The sequence below is a fragment of the Ideonella alba genome (assembly GCF_018069875.1).
GTDB lineage: Bacteria > Pseudomonadota > Gammaproteobacteria > Burkholderiales > Burkholderiaceae_C > Ideonella > Ideonella alba.
Map to the genome: position 1 here is coordinate 345,341 of NZ_JAGQDF010000002.1, position 22,594 is coordinate 367,934.

19 protein-coding genes are annotated in these 22,594 nt (G+C 62.2%); 6 read left to right on the forward strand and 13 right to left on the reverse strand.

The features are described from left to right. Positions 1-148 precede the first annotated feature (148 nt). From KAK07_RS04565 to KAK07_RS04580, 4 genes are all read left to right on the forward strand, one after another. Complete coding sequence (locus KAK07_RS04565; protein ID WP_210859216.1) at positions 149-1,336, forward strand: tyrosine-type recombinase/integrase; 1,188 nt, start codon at positions 149-151, stop codon at positions 1,334-1,336. Beyond that, entirely contained in the window at positions 1,333-1,806 is a 474-nt protein-coding gene (locus tag KAK07_RS04570) for a helix-turn-helix domain-containing protein (RefSeq protein WP_210859218.1), read from the forward strand. Before KAK07_RS04565 ends, KAK07_RS04570 begins: the two co-directional genes overlap by 4 nt. An 85-nt stretch (positions 1,807-1,891) precedes the next feature. After that, complete coding sequence (locus tag KAK07_RS04575; protein ID WP_210859220.1) at positions 1,892-3,109, forward strand: site-specific integrase; 1,218 nt, start codon at positions 1,892-1,894, stop codon at positions 3,107-3,109. A 13-nt stretch (positions 3,110-3,122) separates the two neighbouring features. Further along, a complete protein-coding gene (locus KAK07_RS04580; RefSeq protein WP_210859221.1) occupies positions 3,123-3,407 on the forward strand; it encodes a GIY-YIG nuclease family protein in 285 nt (94 codons plus the stop codon). Here KAK07_RS04580 and KAK07_RS04585 read toward each other — a convergent pair. From KAK07_RS04585 to KAK07_RS04610, 6 genes are all read right to left on the reverse strand, one after another. Next, positions 3,354-4,154 carry a hypothetical protein gene (locus KAK07_RS04585; protein WP_210859222.1) on the reverse strand — a complete coding sequence of 267 codons (801 nt, stop codon included), beginning with the start codon at positions 4,152-4,154 and terminating at the stop codon, positions 3,354-3,356. The genes KAK07_RS04580 and KAK07_RS04585 overlap by 54 nt on opposite strands. 6 nt (positions 4,155-4,160) lie before the next feature. Further along, positions 4,161-7,286, reverse strand: coding sequence for a type I restriction endonuclease subunit R (locus KAK07_RS04590; RefSeq protein ID WP_210859223.1), 3,126 nt, complete (start codon positions 7,284-7,286; stop codon positions 4,161-4,163). Next, a complete protein-coding gene (locus KAK07_RS04595) occupies positions 7,283-9,424 on the reverse strand; it encodes a DUF262 domain-containing protein (RefSeq protein ID WP_210859224.1) in 2,142 nt (713 codons plus the stop codon). The genes KAK07_RS04590 and KAK07_RS04595 overlap by 4 nt, the downstream gene beginning before the upstream one ends. Beyond that, positions 9,421-10,605: a restriction endonuclease subunit S gene (locus tag KAK07_RS04600; RefSeq protein ID WP_210859225.1), complete on the reverse strand. Its 1,185-nt coding sequence runs from the start codon at positions 10,603-10,605 to the stop codon at positions 9,421-9,423. Before KAK07_RS04600 ends, KAK07_RS04595 begins: the two co-directional genes overlap by 4 nt. Before the next feature lie 154 nt (positions 10,606-10,759). Continuing rightward, a complete protein-coding gene (locus KAK07_RS04605) occupies positions 10,760-12,361 on the reverse strand; it encodes a type I restriction-modification system subunit M (RefSeq protein ID WP_210859226.1) in 1,602 nt (533 codons plus the stop codon). Positions 12,362-12,398: 37 nt separating this feature from the next. Further along, positions 12,399-12,992: a recombinase family protein gene (locus tag KAK07_RS04610; protein ID WP_210859227.1), complete on the reverse strand. Its 594-nt coding sequence runs from the start codon at positions 12,990-12,992 to the stop codon at positions 12,399-12,401. Positions 12,993-13,256: 264 nt separating this feature from the next. On the opposite strand from KAK07_RS04610, the gene KAK07_RS04615 reads away from it, so the two are divergent. Then, a complete protein-coding gene (locus KAK07_RS04615) occupies positions 13,257-13,445 on the forward strand; it encodes a hypothetical protein (protein ID WP_210859229.1) in 189 nt (62 codons plus the stop codon). 25 nt (positions 13,446-13,470) lie between these two features. Here KAK07_RS04615 and KAK07_RS04620 read toward each other — a convergent pair whose 3' ends face one another. The 6 genes from KAK07_RS04620 to KAK07_RS04645 form a co-directional block, all read right to left on the reverse strand. After that, positions 13,471-14,049: a TIR domain-containing protein gene (locus KAK07_RS04620; protein ID WP_210859230.1), complete on the reverse strand. Its 579-nt coding sequence runs from the start codon at positions 14,047-14,049 to the stop codon at positions 13,471-13,473. After that, positions 14,046-14,615: a TIR domain-containing protein gene (locus tag KAK07_RS04625; RefSeq protein ID WP_210859232.1), complete on the reverse strand. Its 570-nt coding sequence runs from the start codon at positions 14,613-14,615 to the stop codon at positions 14,046-14,048. Before KAK07_RS04625 ends, KAK07_RS04620 begins: the two co-directional genes overlap by 4 nt. Positions 14,616-14,661: 46 nt before the next feature. After that, positions 14,662-16,122: an SIR2 family protein gene (locus KAK07_RS04630; RefSeq protein ID WP_210859239.1), complete on the reverse strand. Its 1,461-nt coding sequence runs from the start codon at positions 16,120-16,122 to the stop codon at positions 14,662-14,664. 13 nt (positions 16,123-16,135) lie between these two features. After that, positions 16,136-16,630, reverse strand: a complete 495-nt coding sequence (locus KAK07_RS04635) for a TIR domain-containing protein (protein ID WP_210859240.1) — start codon at positions 16,628-16,630, stop codon at positions 16,136-16,138. Positions 16,631-16,806: 176 nt separating this feature from the next. Then, positions 16,807-18,978, reverse strand: a complete 2,172-nt coding sequence (locus KAK07_RS04640; RefSeq protein WP_210859241.1) for a S8 family peptidase — start codon at positions 18,976-18,978, stop codon at positions 16,807-16,809. A 1-nt stretch (position 18,979) separates the two neighbouring features. Beyond that, on the reverse strand, positions 18,980-20,095 hold the full coding sequence (locus KAK07_RS04645) for an AAA family ATPase (protein ID WP_247664223.1): 1,116 nt from the start codon (positions 20,093-20,095) through the stop codon (positions 18,980-18,982). Positions 20,096-20,386: 291 nt separating this feature from the next. Here KAK07_RS04645 and KAK07_RS04650 point away from each other — a divergent pair, with 291 nt between their 5' ends. Continuing rightward, a complete protein-coding gene (locus tag KAK07_RS04650) occupies positions 20,387-20,977 on the forward strand; it encodes a YkgJ family cysteine cluster protein (protein ID WP_210859242.1) in 591 nt (196 codons plus the stop codon). A 58-nt stretch (positions 20,978-21,035) separates the two neighbouring features. On the opposite strand, the gene KAK07_RS04655 is transcribed toward KAK07_RS04650, so the two are convergent. Next, the gene (locus tag KAK07_RS04655; protein ID WP_210859243.1) at positions 21,036-22,592 is read right to left on the reverse strand and encodes a metallophosphoesterase family protein; all 1,557 of its coding nucleotides are present in this window, start codon (positions 22,590-22,592) and stop codon (positions 21,036-21,038) included. Positions 22,593-22,594 lie beyond the last annotated feature (2 nt).

Genomic DNA, 22,594 nt, shown 5'->3' on the forward strand with positions numbered 1-22,594 from the left:
TTTCTCACGCATATGCCACGTTTTGGCGTGCAGGATTTGCACGTTCCGACTCAAAAGTCGGGTTTCTGCAACTGAGGCCTGAACCGCCACAGCGCGAAACGTGCAGGATTTGCACGTTCTGGCTCTCTGTGCTAACCTCGTGCACAGAATGAACGTTGTGGCCATTTCCAGCACGCTGAATACTGCACCTATCGGGGCAGAAAACCCAGCGCCTGGGTGCGACCCAAGCCTGCCGTTCCTCACCGGCGCGGAGAAGGTCTACGCGACCAACCTGATCAACGACTGGCAGCGGCAGCTGCAGCATCTGGACGGCGCGCTGCCCAAGACCTGCAAGGGGCACAAGGACGATGTCTTCCGCCTGCTGAACCATGCGAAGGTGCCCCCGTGGGAGCTGAAGAAGGACCACGTCGGGCTATACCTGGATTCGCGCTGCGATCCGGCCACGAACACGTACCTGGCACCGTCGACGGTGGCTGGCTACTGCTCCGCATGGCGGTCGTTCCAGAACTACATGCTGGATGCGGACCGGGCCAACGAAATCCTCAGCGCCTTCAAGGTTCGGCCGCGCGTCTTCATCAACGAAGAGAACGGCGTCAGCGTCAAGAAGTACAAGGCCAACTGGAAGCCCAAGGGATGGGCGCTGACCCCGGATCAGATCGACGCCATCGACGCGACGTTCCGATTCGAAATCCAACAGGCCCACGCCGCCCGAAGCAAGACGCTGCTGCCGCTCATCCGCGACCGGGTGATGTTCCATGTGGCGATCCACTTCGCGCTGCGCGTCTCGGAGTTGGTGTCATGCCAGATGAGCGCCTTCAAGCCCAGCCATGAGGCAGGGATGGAGCGCTTCGGCAAGCTCGGCAGCCTGACCGTGACGGGGAAGAACCAAGTCACGGGCACCATTCCCATGCGCGAGCAGCAGGTCCACGACCTGCTGGATTGGTACATCCGCACCATCAGGCCGAAGATGTTGCTCCGTCGCAAGATCGGCGAAGAGGACAAGACCACCTGCGAGTTCGAAGGCAAGACCTACCGCGTCGGCGAACTCCTGTTCATCAGCGAGCGAGGCGGAGTTGTGTCGCCAAGCACCTTCCGTGTACGGCTGAAGCAGGTTGCGATCGCCAGCGGCGTCATCGCCGACAAGCTGACCCCGCATACCCTGCGCCACTCGGGCTGCACGCTGATGGTTCCGCTCTACTCGCCTGAGACAGCCCAGAAGTACATGAGGCACAAGTTCCTGCACACCACGCTGCACTACTACCACCCCGCAACCCTGAGCGCGGGCAATGAGGTGAATGCGGCGATGGACCTGTTTGACGAAGAGGACGAAGAATGAAGATCAAGCTCAAGAATCGGCTGGACGTGTTGATGCGCGACTCCGGTGTTCGGAGCGTCGAAGAGATGGCGCACCGACTGACGGACAACCAGAAATACAAGATCACCCGGACGCCGCTGAGCCGCAAGTTCAAGGACGAGGACGTGACGCTCTCGCTCTCGATGATCGAGGCCATCTGCAACGAACTGCAGTGCCTGCCTGGCGACCTCTTCGAGACCGAGGTGTCGGATGCCACGGACGAGTACATCGATGAACTCCGCTCGCGGCTTCAGCCCTTCCGGTACGGATCGATTCGGCTGAAGAAGCCGGGAGCACCAGATTCGACCGATGTGCCGACGACGGGGCCTGCTCCTGCGCCAAGGGCTGTCCCCGCGAAAGGCAAGAAGCCAGCTGCTGCAGCCAATGACCTGGACGACATCGCCGGGCCGAAGGTGACCCACATGAACGCTGCGGCCCTGAAGAAGCAATGAGGTCGATCCTGCGATGAGGAGATGCCGTCTATGCGAAGGAGAGATCGGGACCAATCGTTCCGACAAGGAGGCGCACGTCTGCATAGTGAAGTCGGCAGTTCGGCCTGATGGCTGCTGGCTGGAAGGGTCCTCAGGCCTAAAGGCCCTGTGCGCAGGGGCACTGACTTACACGCCGACCCAGCACTTCGAGGACCGAGCCATTGCATTCCGCAAGATCGGCGATGCCATCGACAAGTCGGACCTGCACCTCAGGAACGCGCTCCTGTCGCTGACACCAGAGCAGCGTTTCGAGTTGATGCGCAGGGCCTGCCCTGAGCTGAAAGTGAAGCTCTCGCCGCTGCTGGCTGACGTGCAGACCGAGAAGGTCAAGCCGCCTGACCGCGAGCCCTTCATTCCTGACGACCTGCCCGAGGGCCTAAAGGCCGAGTTGATCCGTTACCGAGACCGGCTGAAGCGGCGGCACGAGCTGCTGCTCAAGCGCGGGCATAGCCGATCGCCGCGCTACCTGTCGGAACTCCTGAAGATGCCGGTGCGCCTGGCGCGCTTCCTTCAGGCCGAGGGCATCACGAGCTGGGACGGGATGCGCAAGCGCGACATCGTCAGCTTCCTGGCCGCGAACCCGCTGGTACGCCCCACGGCGCTCACACGCCTGCTGCGTGCCATTTCCGAGGACAAACCGTTCAGCGAACGACGCGGGCGCTACGTTCGAGGGCGGACGGCGTCCAAGCCTTCACCGCTGCAAGAGGTCCTGTCGCCGGCTGAGCTTGATGCGGCGCTGGCCGGCATCAAGGAGTCGCGGTCCGATGTCGAGTACGCCGCCGCCTGGCTGGTGGGTAAGCTCGGCATGACCGCTGCCGCCGCGCATGGCTTGACCGCCGACCTGTTGCGATTGGATGAGACCGGAAGACTCGTCATCCGACCGGCGAAGGTGTGGGTGGTAGTGCCCAAGTCCATCGCGAAGATTCTTGCGAAGATCGCCGACGAGGTGGCGCCGGGGTGGAGCGCCGCGAGCGCCAACGAATTCGAGTTCATCCGGCTGTTCGACGGCAAGCTGCCCAAGCTCGACGACTTCCGTGGCGACGTGCTCGGCGGCGACGCGCGCCGTCTTCGGGCCTCGGCCGTCTACACGGCGATGCTGCGCGGCAATCTCGACCGCGTGACGCTGAACCAGACGATGGGCGTGTCCATCGCCACCATCACGTCCATCGAGCGCCACCTCTCATCGGACCTGCACAGGAAGGTCGCTCCCGAGCTGGTGGCCGCACGCAACAAGGTGCTGCGCGGTGACGACGGCGCCGACTGAGCAGCCCTGGTTCGTGTACCTGCTGCTGTGCAGGTCCGGACGCATCTACACGGGCGTGACGCCGGGTCTGGACCACCGGATGAAGGCCCACAAGACCGGGCGCGGCGCGCTGTTCACCAAGATGGACCCGCCAGTGCGGCTCTTGGCCGCCAAGCCCTTTGCGTCGAAGGGCGAAGCGCTGCAGATCGAGCGTCAGGTCAAGGGTGTCGGCGCCCAGCGCAAGCTGACGCTGGCCCGCATCTGGTCAGAACAGCACCCGATCGACCAGGCCACCCAGGATCGTCTTGCGCTCGCGTAGCGCCTCGTAGCACTGATACTGGTCCGGAAGGATCACGTTGCCGACGGTGTCCTGATAGACCGTGGCGGCCTCGATCGCCCAATCGGGCATGCTCACCACCCGCTCGACCATTGCGCCGCAATAGCGGGCGTTTACGAGCTTCTGGAAGGGGTGGAACGATGGGTAGTCCCGCCGCGACAGCAGCTCGATTGAGGAATCGACCGTCGACCGGCAGGACAGCAACGATGAGCCCTGGTCCAGCGCGAAGATGACGCCCCGATCAGCGCCCCGAATCTGGCCCTTGAAGTTCAGCGCCCGGTCCTCGTTGCCGATCCACAGGTCGAAGACGGCGATGGCGGCGGCCTCCAGCGGGTACTTCGCGCACAGCGCCGCCATCGCGCGCACGTGGCCGGTGTTGCGGTAGACGCCTTCGGGCACTTCGACAGCGTCTTCGTCGTCCTCATCGTCATCACCGTCGCCACGGTCCTCGTCGGTGAAGTCGTAGATGTCCAGGCCGGCCTCGGCGGCGCGCAGGGCCGCGAATCGGAGCGCGGTGCTCTCGATGGAGCGCCTGGCCGGCACGCCGACCAGCACCGGGATGCCCAGGAACATGGCCAGCCGATTGGCGGCCAGCTCGGAGTACAGCTGGGCACTCGCTTCCTGGTGGTCGCCCTTGAGGACGGCCGCGATGTGGCCGTCTTCAGCGCCCGTGGTGCTGCGCTCGTTCGGCGATGAGTCGCCGCTGATTTCGTAGCAGAGGATTGGCACGACGGGTCAGGGATGCTCGAAGGCCCAGGTATCGGCCAGCAGCTCGGCCTGCGCGATCACCTTCTCGGTGGCCTCGGCCTGCTTGTCCGGCGGGTACTTGTGCTTGGCCAACAGCACCTTGACCATCGCGATCATGCGGGCGCGTGCCGACTTCCGGTTCTGCCAGTTGATCGTCGCCGACTTGCGGAGCTTGTCCGTCAGTTCCTGCGCCAGTGCGCGCAGTACCGGGTGGCCCAGTTCGCGGACGGCCGACTCGTTCTCGGACAACGCCTGGTAGAAGGCGAACTCCTCCTCGGACATGTCGTCCGGTGGCTTTGACGAGTTGATCTCACGGGCCAGCTTGATCAGCTCCTCGATCACCTCGACGGTGGTCAGCGCCCGGTTCTGGTACTTCGCGATCGCCTCTTCGAGCTTCTGGGTGAACTCCTTGCCCTGGATGGCGTTCTTCTGGCTGCGCGACTTCACCTGGTCGGCGATCAAACGTTCCAGCAACTCGGCCGCCAAGTTCTTGGTCGGCATCGACTGAATCTGTGCAAGGAACTGCTCGTCCAGCACCGAGATGTCCGGCTTGGCGACCCCAAGCGTGCCGAAGATGTCGTTGACGCCTTCGACCAGCACGCCCTTGGCGACGAGCTGCCGCAGCGCGGCCTCTTTCTCCACCCGCGAGCGCGTCTCGCCTGACCGCGTCAGCTTGATCAGCGACACCCGAACGGCCTGGAAGAAGGCGATCTCGTCACGCAGGGCCATGGCCGCATCCAGCGTGCCGGCGAGGGCCTGCGCCTTGTTCAGCTTGGCCACCTGGTCCAGGAAGGCGCGGACACCACGGTTTCGGCCCTTCTCGTCGGGCTCGGGATCGACCTCCAGGATGTGCTCCATCGCCGGGCCTAGCAGCGACAGGGCTCGCTTTGGCTCCTGGAAGCCGTCGTACTCAAATCCGTGGAAGAACTCTTTGCGGATCACGTCCAGCGTGTCGAGCAGGACCTTCAGCGCCTCACCGGAGGTGTCGACTGGGTCGCGTTCGCTGTGGGCGTCGCGCGTGTACTGGCGGATGGCCTTCTTCAGCTCTTCCCCGATGCCAATGTAGTCGACGATCAGGCCGCCCGGCTTGTCGCGCCAGATGCGGTTGGTGCGCGCGATTGCCTGCATGAGGCCGTGCCCCTGCATCGGCTTGTCGACGTACAGGGTGTTGACCGGCGGGGCGTCGAAGCCTGTGAGCCACATGTCGCGGACGATGACGAGGTCGAGCGGATCGTCGGCGTCCTTGAACCGCTTCTCGATCTGCTTGAGCTGTCGGGCGTCGGTGCGGTGCGGCTGGAAGTGCGCCGGGTCTGACGAGTTGCTCGTCATCACGATCTTGATGCGGCCGGTGTTGACATCGTCGCCGCGCCATGCCGGCCGGAGCTTGACGATCTCGTCGAACAGCCGGACGGCGGCCTCACGCGAGATGGCCACGATCATGGCCTTGCCAGCCATGGTCTCCTTGCGCGCTTCCCAGTGCGCCACCAGGTCGGCGGCCAGAGTTTCGAGGCGGCCGTCGGCCATCGCAATGGCCTCAAGACGGGTCATGCGCGAGACGGTCGTGTTCTGGGTGCCTTCGTCCTCGTCCTCGGTGGCTTCGAGGAACTCGTCCATCAGCGACTGCTTCTCGGCTTCGTTGAACCGAAGCTCGATCACGCGCGACTCGTAGCTGACCGGGACGATGGCCTCGTCTTCCTGCGCGGCGACCATGTCGTACACGTCGACGTAGGTGCCGAACACGGCCTCGGTGTCGCGGTCGTCCAGGCTCACCGGCGTGCCGGTCATCCCGAGGTAGATGGCGTTCGGCAGTGCGTCGCGCATGTACTTGGCCATGCCGTAGCGCCTCTTGCCCGTCTCGGCGCTGATCTCGGCCTTGAAGCCGTACTGCGTGCGGTGGGCTTCATCTGCGATCACGACGACGTTCGAGCGATCGCACAGCACCTGGACGCTGGTCTTGCCTGCCTCTGGAGCGAACTTGTTGATCGTGGTGAAGAAGACACCGCCGGCCTCGACCGCCGAGAGCTTCTTGCGAAGGTCATCGCGGCCATCGGCCTGATCGGGCGTGGCCCGCAGGGACCAACTGCAATCGGCGAAGGTTTCGAACAACTGGCCGTCGAGGTCCTTCCGGTCGGTGACGAGCACGACGGTCGGGTTCTCGAACTCCGGCCGGTCGCGCAGTGCCATCACGTAGAACAGGGCGAGCAGTGACTTGCCTGAGCCCTGTGTGAACCAGATGACGCCGCCCTTGCCATCCTTCTTGTGCAGCAGCGCGTCGACAGCGCGATCGACGGCGCGAAGCACCCCGTGGTACTGGTGCCACTGGGCGACGATCTTGAAGGTGGCGCCGCCATCGGAGCCGCCGAAGGCGACGAAGCCACGGAAGAAGGCCAGCAGCGTCGACGGCTCCAGCAGGCCGCGAATGAGCACCTCCAGTTCCAGCATGCCCTTGGCGGCCTTCTTGCCGCCGAGCAGCCGCCATCGCGAGTGCCGGCCGAGGTCGGCAGTCAGCGACCCGTACCGTGCGACCGTGCCGTCCGAGATGACGTTCAGCAGGTTGAAGAAGAACAACTGCGGGATGTCGGCCTTGTAGGTCTGAATCTGGTTGTACGCAGCCTCGATGTCGGCGTTGATGTCGGCCGGGTTCTTCAGCTCGACCACCACCAGGGGCAGGCCGTTGACGAACAGGACGATGTCCGGCCGCCGAATCTTCTGCCCGTGCACGGTGAGCTGCTGCACCGCGAGGAGGTCGTTGTCGCCTTCGAAGTCGAGGACGCGGGCACGCACGATGGTGCGGCGGCCGTCCGCCTCGACCCGATCGACAGGCACGCCGTTGCGCAGCCAGTCGTAGACCTCCTTGTTGCCGTCTACCACCGACTGCGAGCCATAGCCGGCGACGAGCGTCACGGCCTGGTCGACCTCCTTCTCGGAGAGGGTGGGATTCAGAGCAACGACGGCGTCACGCAGGCGCGGCGCCAGCACGACATCGGAGTACCGGCGGCGGGCCTCGTGCTGGCCGCCGGGTGACAGGTCATCACCGTGAACAGCTGTGTAGCCGAGGCCGGCGAGCCAGTCGAGGGATGCCTGCTCGATGACGGACTCGTCAACCGATTTCATGCTGGTGTACCTGCTGCCATCTCGTCACGCAGTTTCGGTGCGACCGAGTTGTAGAGCAAGGCAAGCTTGTCCCCAAACCATTCGTACGCTGCGGGCCACTCGGTTTCGTCGGCGCTGGCCAACGGGAGCTTGATGTTCATCCAACGTAGGGAGCCGTCATCCTTCTGGTCAAACGCCCACTCCGCGCCGATGAGGCCGTTCACGTCGGTAGGATCGGCCTTCAGTGTCTCCCACACCGGGAAGGAGGCCTCTCGCCAGAAGTACACGTCGAGCGCCACGCCGGCCGGGCGCAAGAGGTGCCGCAGTTCGAACCCGATGTGGCGCACACCTGACTGCAGGCGCAGGGTCATTGCCGCACGGGAGTCGAACTGAGGCAGGTCCGGATGTTCCTGTGCAATGAAGTCGATCAGCCCGTTCCAGAACCGCAGACGGAACGCGCTGCCGTCCTCGCCGGCCACCTCCGGTGCAGCCTTCTCCTTGGTCTGGACGTATGGCAGCTTCGGGCCGATCCAGATCGCCGCCGCTTCGCGCGCCAGCGCCTCGCCCCGAGCCTTCATCTCCTGCTCACCCCACGCCGTCTGGCTGGCCAGTTCGCGGGTAATGCCGATGTTGCTGTTCAGGTACTCCTGTCGCTTGACGCCGAACGGGTGGTTCCACAATTCCTGGTTGTAGGCGCTCAGGGTGAGGTTGCCGGGGCGGTGCAGCCACTCGGCGTGAACGCGCTTTGAGTCTGGGCCGAGATCGGCAAGCCACCCTTCGCTCAGGGTCTGCGGCATGATGTGCTCGACTTGCGCCGCCTCCAGTGCTGCCTGTTCCTTGTGGCCCCGTTCGCGCTCGATCGTCTCCAGCAAGGTCTTCGTGTAGCCGCGCTGGTAGAGCGGGAAGCTGGTGAAGGCAGCTTCGAAGCGCGCGTCGTCAGGCCAGCCGCGTTGCAGCAGGTAGGTCTCAAGGGCCTGCACGGGGTCCTTGGTTGCGGTGTCGATGGCACGCACGAACATCTGTCCGTAGCCGCGCGAACTCTCCGAACAGATGAACCGGCGGATGATGAAGCCGCGCAGCATGCTGATCGAGCGCGCGAGCGCGGCCGAGTCGATCAGGCCGTCCGCCCGCTTCTTGAACAGCGAAAGCAGCAGCGGGTAGGTGGTGGAGCTTTCCAGGTCGTTCAGGCCGGCTAGGGCCGCAGTCACTTCGGCGCTCGGGTCTGCCTGCTTGCCGCCAATAGCCGCGTAGTGCTTGGCGTTGACGAGCAGTTCGTCGGTCAGCGCCTGCGGGGAGAAGCCGGTGGCTTCGTACCGGGCCTCGAAGGTCGTGAACGTGTCCTTGGGCTGCACGTACCTGCCGTCCATCATCAGCACGTCGCGGAAGAACCGCGAGAAGGCTTCTTCGTCAAGGCGCCCGTCCTCGGTCGTAAACCGGGCTTCGAGCGGAGCCCAACGGTCCGCGTCGAACTCGTCCTGATCGTCGGGCTTGACGTGCATGAACACGAAGTTGCGGATCAGGTCCGACGGCCCCAGCGGAACGCCCGTGGAGTTCAGGCTCTTGAAGATGTTGTAGGCGTTCTCGGCCTCCAACGTCGCGCACATGAACTCCAGGCGCTGGCATACGAGGTCGAAGATCGAGCGCAGGCTGTTGGCATCGGCCTCTGCTCGTTCCTTGAAGCGCTCCTCGAAGTAGTCCAGTGCGTCGGCGATTCGTCCCGACGGCTCTCCCTTGCCGGTGACGATGGCGACATAGTTCTTCTGGTCCTTGGCCTTCGGCAGGAGACGGAAGTGTTCGTCCCCCTTCTTGCGGCCGTGAACGAGGTACATGTCGCTGATCTCGTCGGCGAGTTCAGCTTGGCCGATGGCTCGCGCAACGTTGCGAAGCGCGACCAGCATGATCGAGCTGGTGGTCAGGCGCTGCTGGCCGTCGACCATGTGGAACCGGGTGTGCTGCCCAGGCTGCGCCAGGCCGGGCACGAAGACGAGGAACCCCATGAAGTGGTTCCCAGTCTTGGTCGGCCCGCTGAGGTCGATGATGCTGCCCCAGAGCTTCTGCCACTGCGCCCGGTCCCAGCGGTAGTTGCGCTGAAAGACAGGGATGACGTACTGACTCGGCGAGTACAGGATTTGGCCGAGTGTCTGGATCGACGGCTTCATGCGATTTCCTCCACTTGATCGAGTTCTTCTATGTCGCTTGCAAGTTGACCTGCAACCATGCGCTGCAGCAGTGAATCACGTAGCGAGGACAGATTGCGAGCCAGCGCGATGTTCCCCGTGATCCGGGCGAACATAGGCGCCACTATTGCATTAAACGCTTGAAGTAAAGGCGCGGGCGGCATCACGATCGGATACGCCGCGAGATCGCTCCAACTTGCCCGAGGCATCCGGGCACCGTTTGACAGCCGCGTGGCGTACTCGATCATCTCGTCGCTGCTTGCGTGCATGGTTGCGAAGGCGTGAGATGCGCTGCCCAGCGGTCGCAAGACGAGAATGTCAGTGGAACAGACCCCTTTGCATGGGGCCAAAGCCACTTTGTGGAAGTACGGACGGAGCTTGCCAAAAAGTACGTCTCCGGCCTTGAACCAGAACTTGTTGCTCTCCAAGGCTTCTGTAGTACCTCGGTCGAATAGCGAGAGCGACCGGCGCGGCATGTGTTCAAGGCCCACGTAGGGTGTCTCGGCAGGCAAATGGATTGGGTTGGCTTGCTCGCGAACATTGGCACAGACAGCGTCGAACCGCGACCGAGTCCAACCGACCGGAATCGAGCCAGCGTCGACCGTCGTGAGTTCGTCCGGGAACAGCGACGCAATCTCGGCGCTCATCGACTCCGGGATGCCTCCGCATGCCTTCGCTCGAACTGGATCGAAGTCAACGAACCAGCTTTGGAAGAGGGCTCTCGCGATGCCTTCGATGCGCAGGTTTGTCGCTTCGAGGATTTCAATGCGGTTGTTGAACAAGGCTGTGAGGCGGGCAATCGACTTCTGCCTCGACATAGGCGGCAATGGCAGCGTGAAGGACTCGATGTGCCCTTTAGTTATGGCGCGACGGCTGCCGCCGGCGTTAAAGGACTCGATATATGCCTTGGTGTCGGCCTGCGTCAGCCAAGCGAGCAAATAGCCAGGCAGGCACTTCTTCTGGTCTAAGCGAATGAGCATCACATGCTGGTTGACGCATGCGGGCAGCGTCCGGTCTGGGACGATGCATGAGCGCCCAAAGGTCACTCCATCGCCTGTGATGTTCAATAGCACGTCTTCAGACTGCACCTCTGCGCCTGCAAGTTCTGCAGCTTGGTCATCAGAGATGTTTGCCAGGCCGACCTCGGTGAAGTGGTGATCCAAGACGTTCTGGCTTCTGATCAGGACGCAGCGATGCCTCTTGGGGAGATAGTTTTCAGCGCCTCCACGGGGCGTCGCTCCGGAGCGAATCTTCGTTGCAACGGACCCCAACGGAACTCGCGGCCAATCGGAGGCGCTCGGCGCGGTGTTTCTTTGATCAGACGGCATAGCCGAGCGCACCCAAGCTGTTGCGAAGCTGATCGTCAAGCTCAGCGCCCTTGGCCAGGAGTTCAGCCAGCTCTTCGGTGAGAAGGTCCATGCGAGCCGAGAAGGAATCCTGGCTTTCGTCAGTCTGTTCCGAGCCGACATAGCGCCCCGGCGTCAGGAGGTACCCGTGCTTGTGGACCTCTTCTAGAGAAGCTGAGTGGCAGAAGGCGATGGTGTCTTCGTATGGCTTTCCGTCGCTGAACTCGGTGCCACGCCATCGGTGGTAAGTCAGCGCGATTCTTTCCAAGTCGGCGTCAGTGAACTCAACCTGAGTTCTGGATACTCTTCCCGATGCCGCCTTGCGACCGTCAATGAACAGAATCTGCTTGGAACGATCTACGCTACCGTTGGGGCCTGCCTTCTTGTTGTTCGAGAGGAACCACAAGCATGCGGGCACCACGGTATTCGAGAACAGTTGACCTGGCATGGTAATCATGCACTCGACAACATCCGCTTGAATCATGTTTCGGCGAATCTCGCCTTCGCCCGACTGCTGCGATGAAAGCGATCCGTTGGCAAGCACGATCCCGGCGCGACCACGGGATGAAAGTCGGGCCAGCATGTGCTGCAGCCACGCGAAGTTCGCATTGCCCGCCGGAGGAATGCCGTAAACCCAGCGTGGGTCCTCCTTGAGCTTGTCGCCATCCCAGTCAGAGATGTTGAACGGAGGATTGGCGAGGATGTAGTCCGCCCTCAGCGTCTTGTGCTGATCGTTCGTGAACGTCGATCCGTACGTCTGGCCGAGGTCGCCGTCCAGTCCATGTACTGCGAGGTTCATCAGACAAAGGCGACGTGTGGCCGCCATCAGTTCCTGACCGTAGACTGCAAGGTCGCCCTTCTTGCCCAGGGTCTTCTGGTGCGCGTCTTTGAACTTCGCCGACTGGACAAACATGCCGCCAGACCCACAGGCTGGGTCGTAAATCTTCCCCTTGAACGGAGCCAGAATTTCGACCAGTAGGTTCACGACGCTCTTCGGCGTGTAGAACTCGCCTGCCTTGGCGCCTTCGTTCAGAGCGAACTGCCCGAGGAAGTATTCGTAGACCTCGCCGAAGATGTCGCGGCTGGCGTGCTGCTTTGGGTCGAACTTCAACCGGGCGATGACGACCATCAGGTCGTTGAGCTTTCCCGGTCCCAGTGCCAGCCGCGAGAACTCTCGATACAGCACTCCCTTGAGGGTCGGGTTCTCGGCCTCGATTTCGCCCATCGCAGCATCCAGCAACTGCGGCAGTTCGGTGTTCGTGCCTTGCTTCAACAGTTCGCCGAAGTGCGCATCTGCCGGCACCCAGAACACGTTGTCCTGGTCGTAGAAGGTCTTGTCGGTGACGAAGCTGGCTTCGGCCTCTTTGCGCGTGGCCTTGTCCTCGATGTAGATGTCCGAGGCCGGATCGGCGAGGCGCTGGCGGATCACCTCCGCGTGCGCGTCGAACAGGTCGGAGACGTATTTCAGGAAGACGAGTCCAAGGACGGGGTACTTGTATTCAGCCGCTGAAACGGAGCCGCGCAGCTTGTTCGCTGCATCCCACAGGGTCTTCTTGAGTTCTTCGTTGGTCATGGGCGCTGGGTGGGGGTGATGCGTTTCTTGGGGAGAGTCATGCCGGCGTCTTCGGAGCGGTCAGCTGGGGGTCGGCAATGCCTGCGCGGGCGAGTGCCGCGTTCAGCGTCACGCGGCTCACGCTGAAGTGCTTGGCGACTTCGGCCTTGGTAATCTTCGGGTCCGACAGCATCGCAGCGGCCTTCCGCACGTCGGTGGGTGAGAGCGCCGGCTTGCGGCCACCCTTGCGCCCGCGCGCACGGGCGGCGGCGAGGCCGGCGATGGTCCGTTCCTTGATCAGGCTGTGCTCGAACTCGGCCAGGGCGCCGAAGATGTGGAAGACGAGTCGGCCACCAGAACTGGTGGTGTCGATGGACTCGGTCAGGGAGCGGAAGCCGACGCCACGGTGATTGAGGTCGTGGACGATCTCGACGAGGTCCTTCAGGGATCGAGCCAGGCGATCCAGCTTCCAGACCACCAGGGTGTCGCCCTTTCGGAGGGAGCGCAGGCAGGCCGTGAGTTCCGGCCGGTCGCGGAAGGCGCCGGTGGCGGTCTCGTGAAAGACTTGTTCGCAGGTCGCGCCGGTCAGCGCGTCGAGCTGCAGTTGAGGGTTCTGGTCCTGGGTGCTGACCCGGGCGTAGCCGATGATCATCAAACGTACCTTGACTGTACGTTGATTACTTTACGGCTTCCTTCCGCTCTCAGCAATGGTTTTCGGTGTCGCCCGGCTCGCCGCTGCTGCCGTACATCAAACGACCGTTTGTTGAATTACTGGAAATTATTCTGGGGCCATAAGAGCGAATGCGAACCCAGGAAGCGATGAGAAGCTGCTCTTCTGTTGGGGGTCGACCAGGACCGCCGCACCGGCGCGTCTGCGGTTGGCAACGAGCCGAACAAGCGATAGTCTGTGCTGACCATGAGCAATGACGAGCGCGCCAAAGTCACTTTGATTCACCACGGCGAGAAGGAGGCAGTTCGCTTCGTGACGCCCAGCGGTGTCACGGCGGTCATCGCGACTTCCGTCGATCCCGAGTTGCTCCGAAAGCTACGAAGAAAGCTGGAGCGAAAACTGCGCGCGAGTGGCCACCTCAGCGGCCGGCAATAACCGCCCACGCCGCATCGGCTTCGAGCTATCGCTGGGTCGGCTCCTTGCCATTCAGCCACGCGTCAAACGACACGTAGCGGCTGGGCGACTCGTTGATCCAAAGGCTCTTTTTCGTTTGCCCCTGTATCGGGTCCTCGGTGACGTAAGGGTAGATGCCAAGATACTCTTGCCCCGAGTAGGTATTGGTGCTGCTCTGTGACACGGGCAAGATGGCCGCCCGCTTGTTCTGGCCATCCTTGTATCCAAGCTCCCAAGGCATCCACTTCGACGCACTGCTGTTCGCCGTCGTGGCGAAGAATAAGCACTTGCTGCTGCGCATGCGATGCCTTAGAACCTCTGCTGTTTCCTTGGTGACACTGTCGCGGCTCAATTGCCTGTCGTGTATCCAGTCAACGTATACCTCATAGCCCATATCTTCCAGCGAAAGCCAAATCCCAAGGATGAGCTTCTGATCGCTGAGGCTGTGCGAAAGGAAGATGTCGAATTGTTCGACTCGGGCCTTCGCTACGACGCGCTCGTTGAGGATTGTGCCCGCAGACTTCTGCAGCGGAACGCCCCTGTCGGCACGCGCTCGAAGTTCAACTTCAGTGAAAAGACCCATCATCCCACCCAGTTGCCAAAATTGTTGAAACCGTCATTGCCAATCCAATCGTAGGTTGGCAGCCAAGTCGACAGCTGCAGATTCTTTCCTCTCCGGTCAACTGGTTGCTGTTGGATCGCGAACTTCTCAATGTCCTGGTAGTAAACCCATTGGCTGCCGGACCACACGGTAGGCGTACCCACAGTTCCATCGGCGCTAATCTGTAGTCCCAGATGATCGAAGGGATTCGGTCCCTGCGCCTTCGTCTGACCGCTCTTGTCGCGGATACCGTTGATGTGAACTCCAATCACCGAATTGCCGCGCTCAATGCTCTTCATGATTTCATAGCGGACCCATCGACGCGAATAGGTCTCGGAACCAATCAAGACTGCCGTCACTGACGTGTTGTTCAGGCCTCCGTTGATCAGCCGTTTGAGCGCGATCTCACCTTGCTTCTTGGCAGACTCCCATATCGATGCGTCAAAGAACCCCCCGTTGTCGTCCTTTGTAATGTTGTGATTGCGCACCACATTCGCGCGGAAATCGATCACGTCTTGATAGTGAAAGCTGAAGAAGACACGTTTCGCCACTGTTTGCTCCCAATTTGCTTAGTCCTATTCGTCGGACCGTATCGCTCTAGCTGTTTCTGAAGTCACTTGCCATCGTCACGACGGCTTTGACTATCGAGGTACTGTCGGATGCTGGGTTGTTCGCGATCGAAAGCGCCCTTCTGAAAATCGCACTTCGATTCGAATGAAGTGGAGTCACTTCAACTGCGACATCCTTGGCAACCCAACCGGTTGCGCCGACGGGAATGATGTGGAGGCCGGCCGCCTTTGCAATGGAGAACTCTTCAATCATGCCGTCAGCAGGAACAATTGCTCCTCGCTTGTTCCGCTTGTTCCCAAAGAGGAAGATTGCCGTACCGGCCATACCGATCACGCGCTGCCGGTGCCGGTAGTAGAGCGTGCGCCGCGCTGAGGAAGACATGTCGGTGGCAGGGAACGGAAATGCCTGGAGTTGACCGGGAGAGTTGCGCTTGGGATTGGCTTGAATTTCCTGCAACGCTCCAGAGATGACCGAAGGCCCGACACCAAGCCCGAACCCCGTTACAACTGTGAACCCTTTGGCAATGAGCGAACGACTCAGCGACTCGATGAGGCTTCCGGCAGCGTCCGGGCGCCACGGATCGAATTCGTGCGCACTGCCAGAGATGAAGATCGTTCGTGTTCTGTACCGCGCTTCCACGGCGCGCAGGATGCGTGTGATGTCCGCATAGTCATCCACCATCAACGCGTGAATGCCGATGCGCGCCAAATCCTTGATGAAGTAGTCCTGCTGCCGGCGCCGGTACTCAAAATCGCTGGTCTTCTCGCGTGCCTTGCGCTGCTCCCGTCTCAAGATGCAGTAGTGCTGTTTTGGCTGGTTGCGCAACACCACGCGCACTCGGCTCATCACGTAGTCAATGTTCGGGTCAGTAAAGCTGAAGCCCAGGAACAGGATCGTCTTGGATACGAGGTCGCCGGTGAGGGCGGTCACAAACGGCTCACGTTCGCGGAAGTAACCCTCGTAGTCGTCTTTCGTCAACACGGCGTTGTCCGGGTCGCTCACGTCGCCATGCATCTTGTAGACGGTGGCAACCCTGCCGCGCCGCACCGTCTTCAAATGAGAGACGGCGAACTTCACATCGATAACCTTGCCCTCGGCCTCAAGTGCCGATTCGATCATTCGGTCGTAATTCGTGGTCCAGTAGGTAGCGATGGGCAGACGGGCAAGCACCTCGTGGTTCTCATTCAATGTATGCCCACTGCTGAACTCGTCGATGATCTTCTGGTTGATGCGCGTGCGGTTCCTCCGTTCGTTGAGGTGATACTGGGCGACTGCGACGAGGTTCGTCTCCCGATCCACACTCAACCCGAGTTCGTGCGCGATCTCGCGCATGAGGCCGCGCCAATCTACGTAGCCAACGGAGACGGAGAGGCCCGCACCAGCGAAGATGGCCGCAGAGCCGTCTGCGATATCGTCGGCGAAAGTGGAGATGAACGCCTCGATGTCGGGTGAGAAGGTGTGCGGCTTTGCTGCGGCGGTGCGTGGCATGGCGTGTTCTTCCTCAGCTCAGAAGCTTCTTCAGGTTCGGCCAATTCCAGGCGTAGAGGCGCCCAGCGTTTGGTACTGGCGTGTAGTCGCCATCTCGGTACCCAATGATTTGGACGATCTTGACGCCCGCCTCGCGGGCCATCGCCACTTCTTTCAGGACGCCGTGAGCGCGATACGTCTTTGCGCCGACCATCACCAGGACGAGATCGGATCGCGCGATTGCTGCCCTGGCCTTCATCTCCCAGTCACGCTCAGGCGCGGCTTCCTTGAGTGAATGGTCGATGACCTCGAAGGGCGAGTCTTCCTTCTTTGCTTGCCCAAGAATGAAGTCCTTGAGAACGCGGTCGTTGTCGAAGTCGAAGCTTACAAACACGCGCATCTTTCCGCCTCTCTTCTCTCGTAGCGCGTCGCGATACAGCGATCCCGCAAGCCCGCCAAGTAGCGCACCGCCAAGCCCGGGTACAAGTGCATTGCCAACAAGGGCACCCGCGCCGATAGCAAGTGCCATATCGCCACGACCCTGCGACTGGTGGACGCCACAGTAGTCATCGTCCTTTAGTGCGTGATTCAAGCATCTACGACCCGAGGTTGTCTTTGCGCGGCAGCGCGGCATATCACCCCCCAATCTGCACAAGAGTACCTGGCCAGTTCCTGAGGCTCTTTGGTCAGCGGCTGTCCCAGTAGCTAACGTCCACGCAGTTGCACACGCTCGCGGAGTTGAATCGGCGCCAGTGCGCGGTACTTCTGCATGATCGATTGGTAGATCGGTTCGCCCTTCTGCGTCGAGACGGTGGCGATCAGCACGTAGGGCAACGGCGGCACGTCGCTGTTGTCGACCTTCAGGCCGTGCTCGCGGGCGCCATGATCCACGTCGAAGCATGCGTCGAGCAGTTGGTCGGCGGCGAAATTCAATGACCGGTGCAGAACTGTCTCCCACTTGTAGGCATCAGACCGCAGGTCCTGTTCGGTGTTGTAGTTGCCGGTCGAGAAGAAGGGGGAGGCCGATCCTTCTCCGCGCGGCCTGAACACGACGGTCAGCCCGTGCCGCGTGTAGTTGATCGGGTCGGCTGGATCGACCGGTGACGCGAAGCAGAAAGTGGCTTTGATGGTCAGGCCGACGCCGAGCGCGACCGGCGGCACGGGGATGCCGATGCGCATCGTGCCGCCGGCCTCGATGTGCCCCTGGTAAATCACGCAGACCTCGTTGTCGCCGCTGGTCAGCAGTTCGTCTGGCGACTCAGGGAACCTGCCCCAGCCGACATCGCGGGCGTCGTGCCCTGCCGCACGCTCAGCGCGGTGAATCATCAACGCACGCAGCGTGGTGGCGCTCAGCGGAGTCGCCGAAACGGCCCTGGCGGCGGCTGCCGCGCGCAATGCCAGCGGAGCGGCAAAGCTGGTGCCCTGAACACCGGTCAGTCCACCTGCCAGCGGGTTCAACAGGACGAGTGGTTGTTGCTCGGTGCCGCCGAATGCAAGGCCGTCCGGTTTGACCAAGCCTGGCGATCGGCCGGGACCGTAGCAACTGTATCCAGCTCGATTCCACATGAACTCGCGCGAATCGCAGGCTCCCACGGATAGCGCGTTGACCGCGTCGGCGGGCGGCTGGATTCGGCCCATGCCTGCTGCGAGACCGCCATCGTTCCCGGCGGCAACGGTCATCAGCGTTCGGCCCTGGGCGAGATGCCCGTCCAGCATCGCCGTCCAGGCGTGTGGCTGGCCGTCGTCGATGGCAAGTCGAGGCCCCAGCGAGAGGTTTGCGAAGTCGATGTCACCGGCCTGCAGTACCGCGTCGATTCGCCGCATGCAGTCGTACAGGTCTACATCGGCCTCGTCGTTGAGACCGAGCGCGCGGTAGTGCAGGACATCAAAATACGGCCGTGGGAGCGTCGTCGCGTCGTGCTCGACCGCGCCGAACAGCAGCGCGGAAGTGACTTCGGTTCCGTGCGAAAGGTAGTCGGCGTGGGTGGCGCCGAGTTCTGCGGGGACGAACTCTTCACACCATCTGCTGAAGTCACGGGCGCCAAGTCCACCATCAAAGACGACCACCTTCAGCGAGCTGTCGACGGCATCTGCGTCTGGCAGTGCGGGTGCTTGCACAGTCAGGCGTTGCCGAATGACGGGTCGATTCAGTCGCAGGGTCGGCAATCGACGAACGGCGCGCAAAGCGGTAAACGAGGCGAACTTGGCCAAGTCGGCGCGTGGCGCCATGCCGGGCATGAAGACCAGGCCGGGGACACCGAGCAGCTTCTTTCGGCCGAGTTGAACGCCACAGGAGCTGGCGTATGCCTCGAAAGAGTCGAGCAACGCGGTGTCGCCACTGTCGCCATGCAACACCACCTCAATGGGTACCTGAGATTCCTGGCCCTCAAGGCGGACAAGGCGATCTGAAGGGTCGAGACACCGAACAGCCTCAAGTCGGCAGAACTCCTCCTGGTGAGTCTTGGCCGTCGAGTCCGACATCAGCATGCTGCCGAGTTGCCGGAAAGCCTCGCTCGTACCGGTGATGTACAGATCAGCGGCCGGCTGCGGACCATCGGGAGCGGAGACCCGCGCGTCGTTGTTAGGTGTCACCATCGTCGGTCGGCTGCCCACTGCGCGAAGGCCCGCACGACGGAATACACCGGCCGGCATCTGGGTCTTGGCCAGGAATGCCGGGTGCACCGTGACGAGGCCGGTCCCTTCGCCACGTGGTTTCGCGGCGTCGGGTAGCCGGTCGAGTGCTTCGGCGATTCCTGCAATGCCATCGCGCAGGCGGTCGCGAGCTTCCTGAATCGTGTACGGGTAGGCCTTGGTGCCTCCGAACCCGCCGTCACGGACGATGGCACCAGCGAGGACTTCGCCGTTGCCGATAAGCAAGTTAGGCCCCGGCATCGACTTCTCCCTTCAGACGCTTCAGGATTCGCACGACGGTCATGTGCGAGGTGCCGACCAACTCGGCGATGTCGCGAGCGGACAGGCCCCGACAGTGATGGAGGTACACGTCGAGGTCTCTGCGTCCCTTGGCGGCGGTGCGCGCCGGTCCAGCCGCCTGGTGCGCGGCTGATGCTGCCCAGGAGATCAACGCTTCCTCGAAGCCTCGCTCTTCCAGCAGTGCCTGCTTGCGTGCTGCGTCCACAGCCCTGGATAGCGCCGATAGCGGCAGCCCTTCGGTCACAGCCGCGACTGCCTCGGCGACCGGTCCGATCACGTCGCGTGAGCCAAGTAACGCCAAGCGCTGCTCCCGCGCGGGCATCTCGAACTGCAAGGTCACGTCGAACCTGCGCCAGACAGCCGGGTCTAGCAGTTCGCCGTGGTTCGTAGCCGCCACGAGCAGGGAGGTCGGTGTCCAGTCGTCGATCGTCTGCAGGATGACGGTGACCAGGCGCTTCAACTCGCCCACGTCGGTATCGTCATCTCGCCTCTTGGCGATGGAGTCGAACTCATCCAGGAGCAGCACGCACGGGCGTTCCTGAGCGTGATTGAGGACCGACCGGACGTTCGCCCCGGTCTTGCCCAGGAAGCTGCTCATCACGCTGGCCAGGTCGAGCGTGTACAGAGGAAGGTCCAGTTGCTGCGCGAGCCAGCCAGCGGTCATGGTCTTGCCAACGCCGGGAGGGCCACTCATCAGCACCGAGCGGACCGGCATCAAGCCAGCGGCAGCAAGACGGTCTGCTGATCGGCGCTCATGCACGATGCGATCAACTTCTGATTGCAGCGCCGGGCTGAGGAGCGGCGCCGCACGCCCAGGCGTCGGATGCTCAACCCGCACCAGTGGTAGCTTGGTGTCGGCGTCCACCGGTTGGGCGATCTCTGGCGACTCGCGACGCAGCGACCGAGTCCCTGTCACCAGCGGCGCCACCGCTTTGGCCAGCGCTTCGTCGGATGGGCGAACGAGGCTGGCGAACCTGCGAAGCCGCATCTCGATGGCCGCCCCGCCGACCTTCATGGCGTCGCGGAACAAACTCAACAACTCTTCTTGTGCCCGCTGTTCCATCTCGAACTCTTTTCCTATGTACTGCTATCAACCGAATGGAACATAGTGTACATCGAATCGCTATCAGTCTGTTCCAGATGAACGAAGAATTTGCGCGACTACTGCTAAGTCGTTGATGTACCGAGGCTTTCTTCGGTGGGCTGATGTCCGGCGGTGGAACATTCCGGACGCCTCGGGAATGCCCGGGCAGTGGTTGTCAGCGGCGACCCGGCCACAGCGAAGAGGCGTCCCAACGCGCTACGCTACGTGAACTGCGGACCTGGGGCGCTTGCGCGCGATGGCTGAATGAACATGGGTGGCGACGACAACATCGCGGTGTGCTGCGAGCAGGCCCAAGGCCGGAGGGCAGCCTTCCTGCGCGCACTTCCAAAGGCGCTTCTTGACAGGGAGGACTCGATCGCCGCCAGCGTGGCGACGGAGAACGCCTCCGCCCGCAGCAAGCTCAGACGCATCTACAAACTCATGGACGAGATGGCGGTCCATCGTGAGGGGAAGGTTGCCTGCAAGCAGGGCTGCGCTGCATGCTGCAGGATGAACGTCACTGTCTCGGCTCTTGAGGCGGAGGCGATAGCGGCTGCGACGGGCAGGGTGGCTGCCCGCATCACCGAGTCGGTCTCGCATCCGGAGGATGAATATCTCGGCAGACCGTGTCCGTTCCTCGCCGCGCACGAGTGCTCGATTTACGTCGACAGGCCTCTTGCATGCAGAAAGCACGCGTCCTATTTCACCAGCGAGAAGTGGTGTTCGTTGCCCCACGTGAACACGGTACAGGCACCCCTGGTCCGCTTCGGCGGACTCGACGACGCATTGGCTCTCGTTTCAATGCGCAAGAACGGCGCCGTCTTCGCCGACATCAGAGACTTCTTCGGGATGCCCGAATAGCAGCAAGGTCGATGGCGGAAACGGGGAAGTCAGTGGGAAGTCAGCCCCCCGGGGGGCGTCAGCGCCTGTTGGCGTTCTCTGGAGAAACAGACGCTACGACCTCTCGGAACGCTCCGCCGTTCACGCTCTCATAGAACGACGCTACCCATCGCTGGCTCTCGGGCGCCCACTCCAGCAGGTTGTACGACAGCGGCGAGCCTTCAGCGCCCAGTGAGCTACCGCAGCCAATAGCCGTGAGCTGCATTCGCGCCGAGCCGTGCTCGACCTCGCGCTCGACGTAGCGGGCCTTGTGTTTGTGCCCGTGAAGGATCGTCTTGACCTTCCAGTCGAGGCACCATCGATGCAGGTCCACAGCATCGACCATCTCCAGGAACGCTTCGTCCCTGAGGCCAACAGCGCTCAGTGCTCGTTGCACCCATGTCTCGGCCGGCACGTCGAACGAGAACGGGTGGTGATGGACCAAGACGATGGGAAGGAACTCTTTGAGTTCTGGCCTGGCCGCAGTCAGGGTCCGGTACTCGGCTCCTACCTGCTTGAACTGCGAGGCAGTGATCTTGCCGCGAGCGAAGCTTCCCTTCTCCGACGAGTTGAAGCAAATGAAGATCATCTTCGCCTGCTCATCGACGACGATCTTCGTCGAGCCGATCAGTGCCACCTGTTTGTAGTTGTCGCCAAACAGGCCAATCATCCGCTGGTCGTGGTTCCCCGTGATCGAGATGGGCTCCTTGCCGCCGGCAAGGTGCGTGATGTTGTTTCGGAACGTGGTGAACAGCGTTGCGTAGCTCTTGCTTGGTGTATCGAACAAGTCTCCCGTGATGACGACTCTATCCACGGACTTCACGATGTCGCGCAGTTCGGCATCGAGCAGCGGCTGGTTCTCCGTCGCGTCTGTCGTACCGAAGTGCAAGTCGCTGAGGTGCAGAAGGCGCCGGTTGCGACTGGGACGGGAACTCGCCCAGTTCCGCAGCACGTAGTCAAAGCCAGCGGTGCTCCGAAAGCCAGGGAATGGTCCCCTGCGATGCCGTCCGTCGTGCAGGCCGCGTTCAAGCTCGCGCAGCAGTTCCCGAGCGTTCTCAAGGCGTGCGAAGGCACTCGCGCCGGTGGGTGTCCAGAACACGAACCCGGGCCAGTCGGCAGCGGCATGCAGCGCCACGGAGAACGCGGGGATTGGGTCCAGGACTTCGAAGTTGCGCTCCGTCATGTCCTGCTCGGGGATCAGAACAAGCAGTTGGCCGTACAGCGGCGCGCTGGCGATCTCCCGGGCTGTCTCCCGAAGGTCTTCGCCTGATCCAACGGCAAGGGCAAAGAGTGAGTAGTCAGAGAGTTCCGACCTCAGTTCCTCCAGGATGCGCTCCACCACCAGGCCAGGCAGGGTCTCCCGGTCTCCGAAATCACGCGTCTCGCGCAATTGCGACGCCGCCTTTGAAGCCACTTCGGCGATCTCCTCCGGCCACGGCTCGAAAGCCGGCTCCGGGATGAGGTAGCGCCGCGCCTCGTGCGCCAACGCGTCGAGAAACTCGCTGAGGTCGCGTCGCCGAACGCGCGGGGCGCCGTACGACCGCGAGGTCACATACGCCATGATGTTGGCGTGATCCAGCCTGAAGAACGCGCCCATAG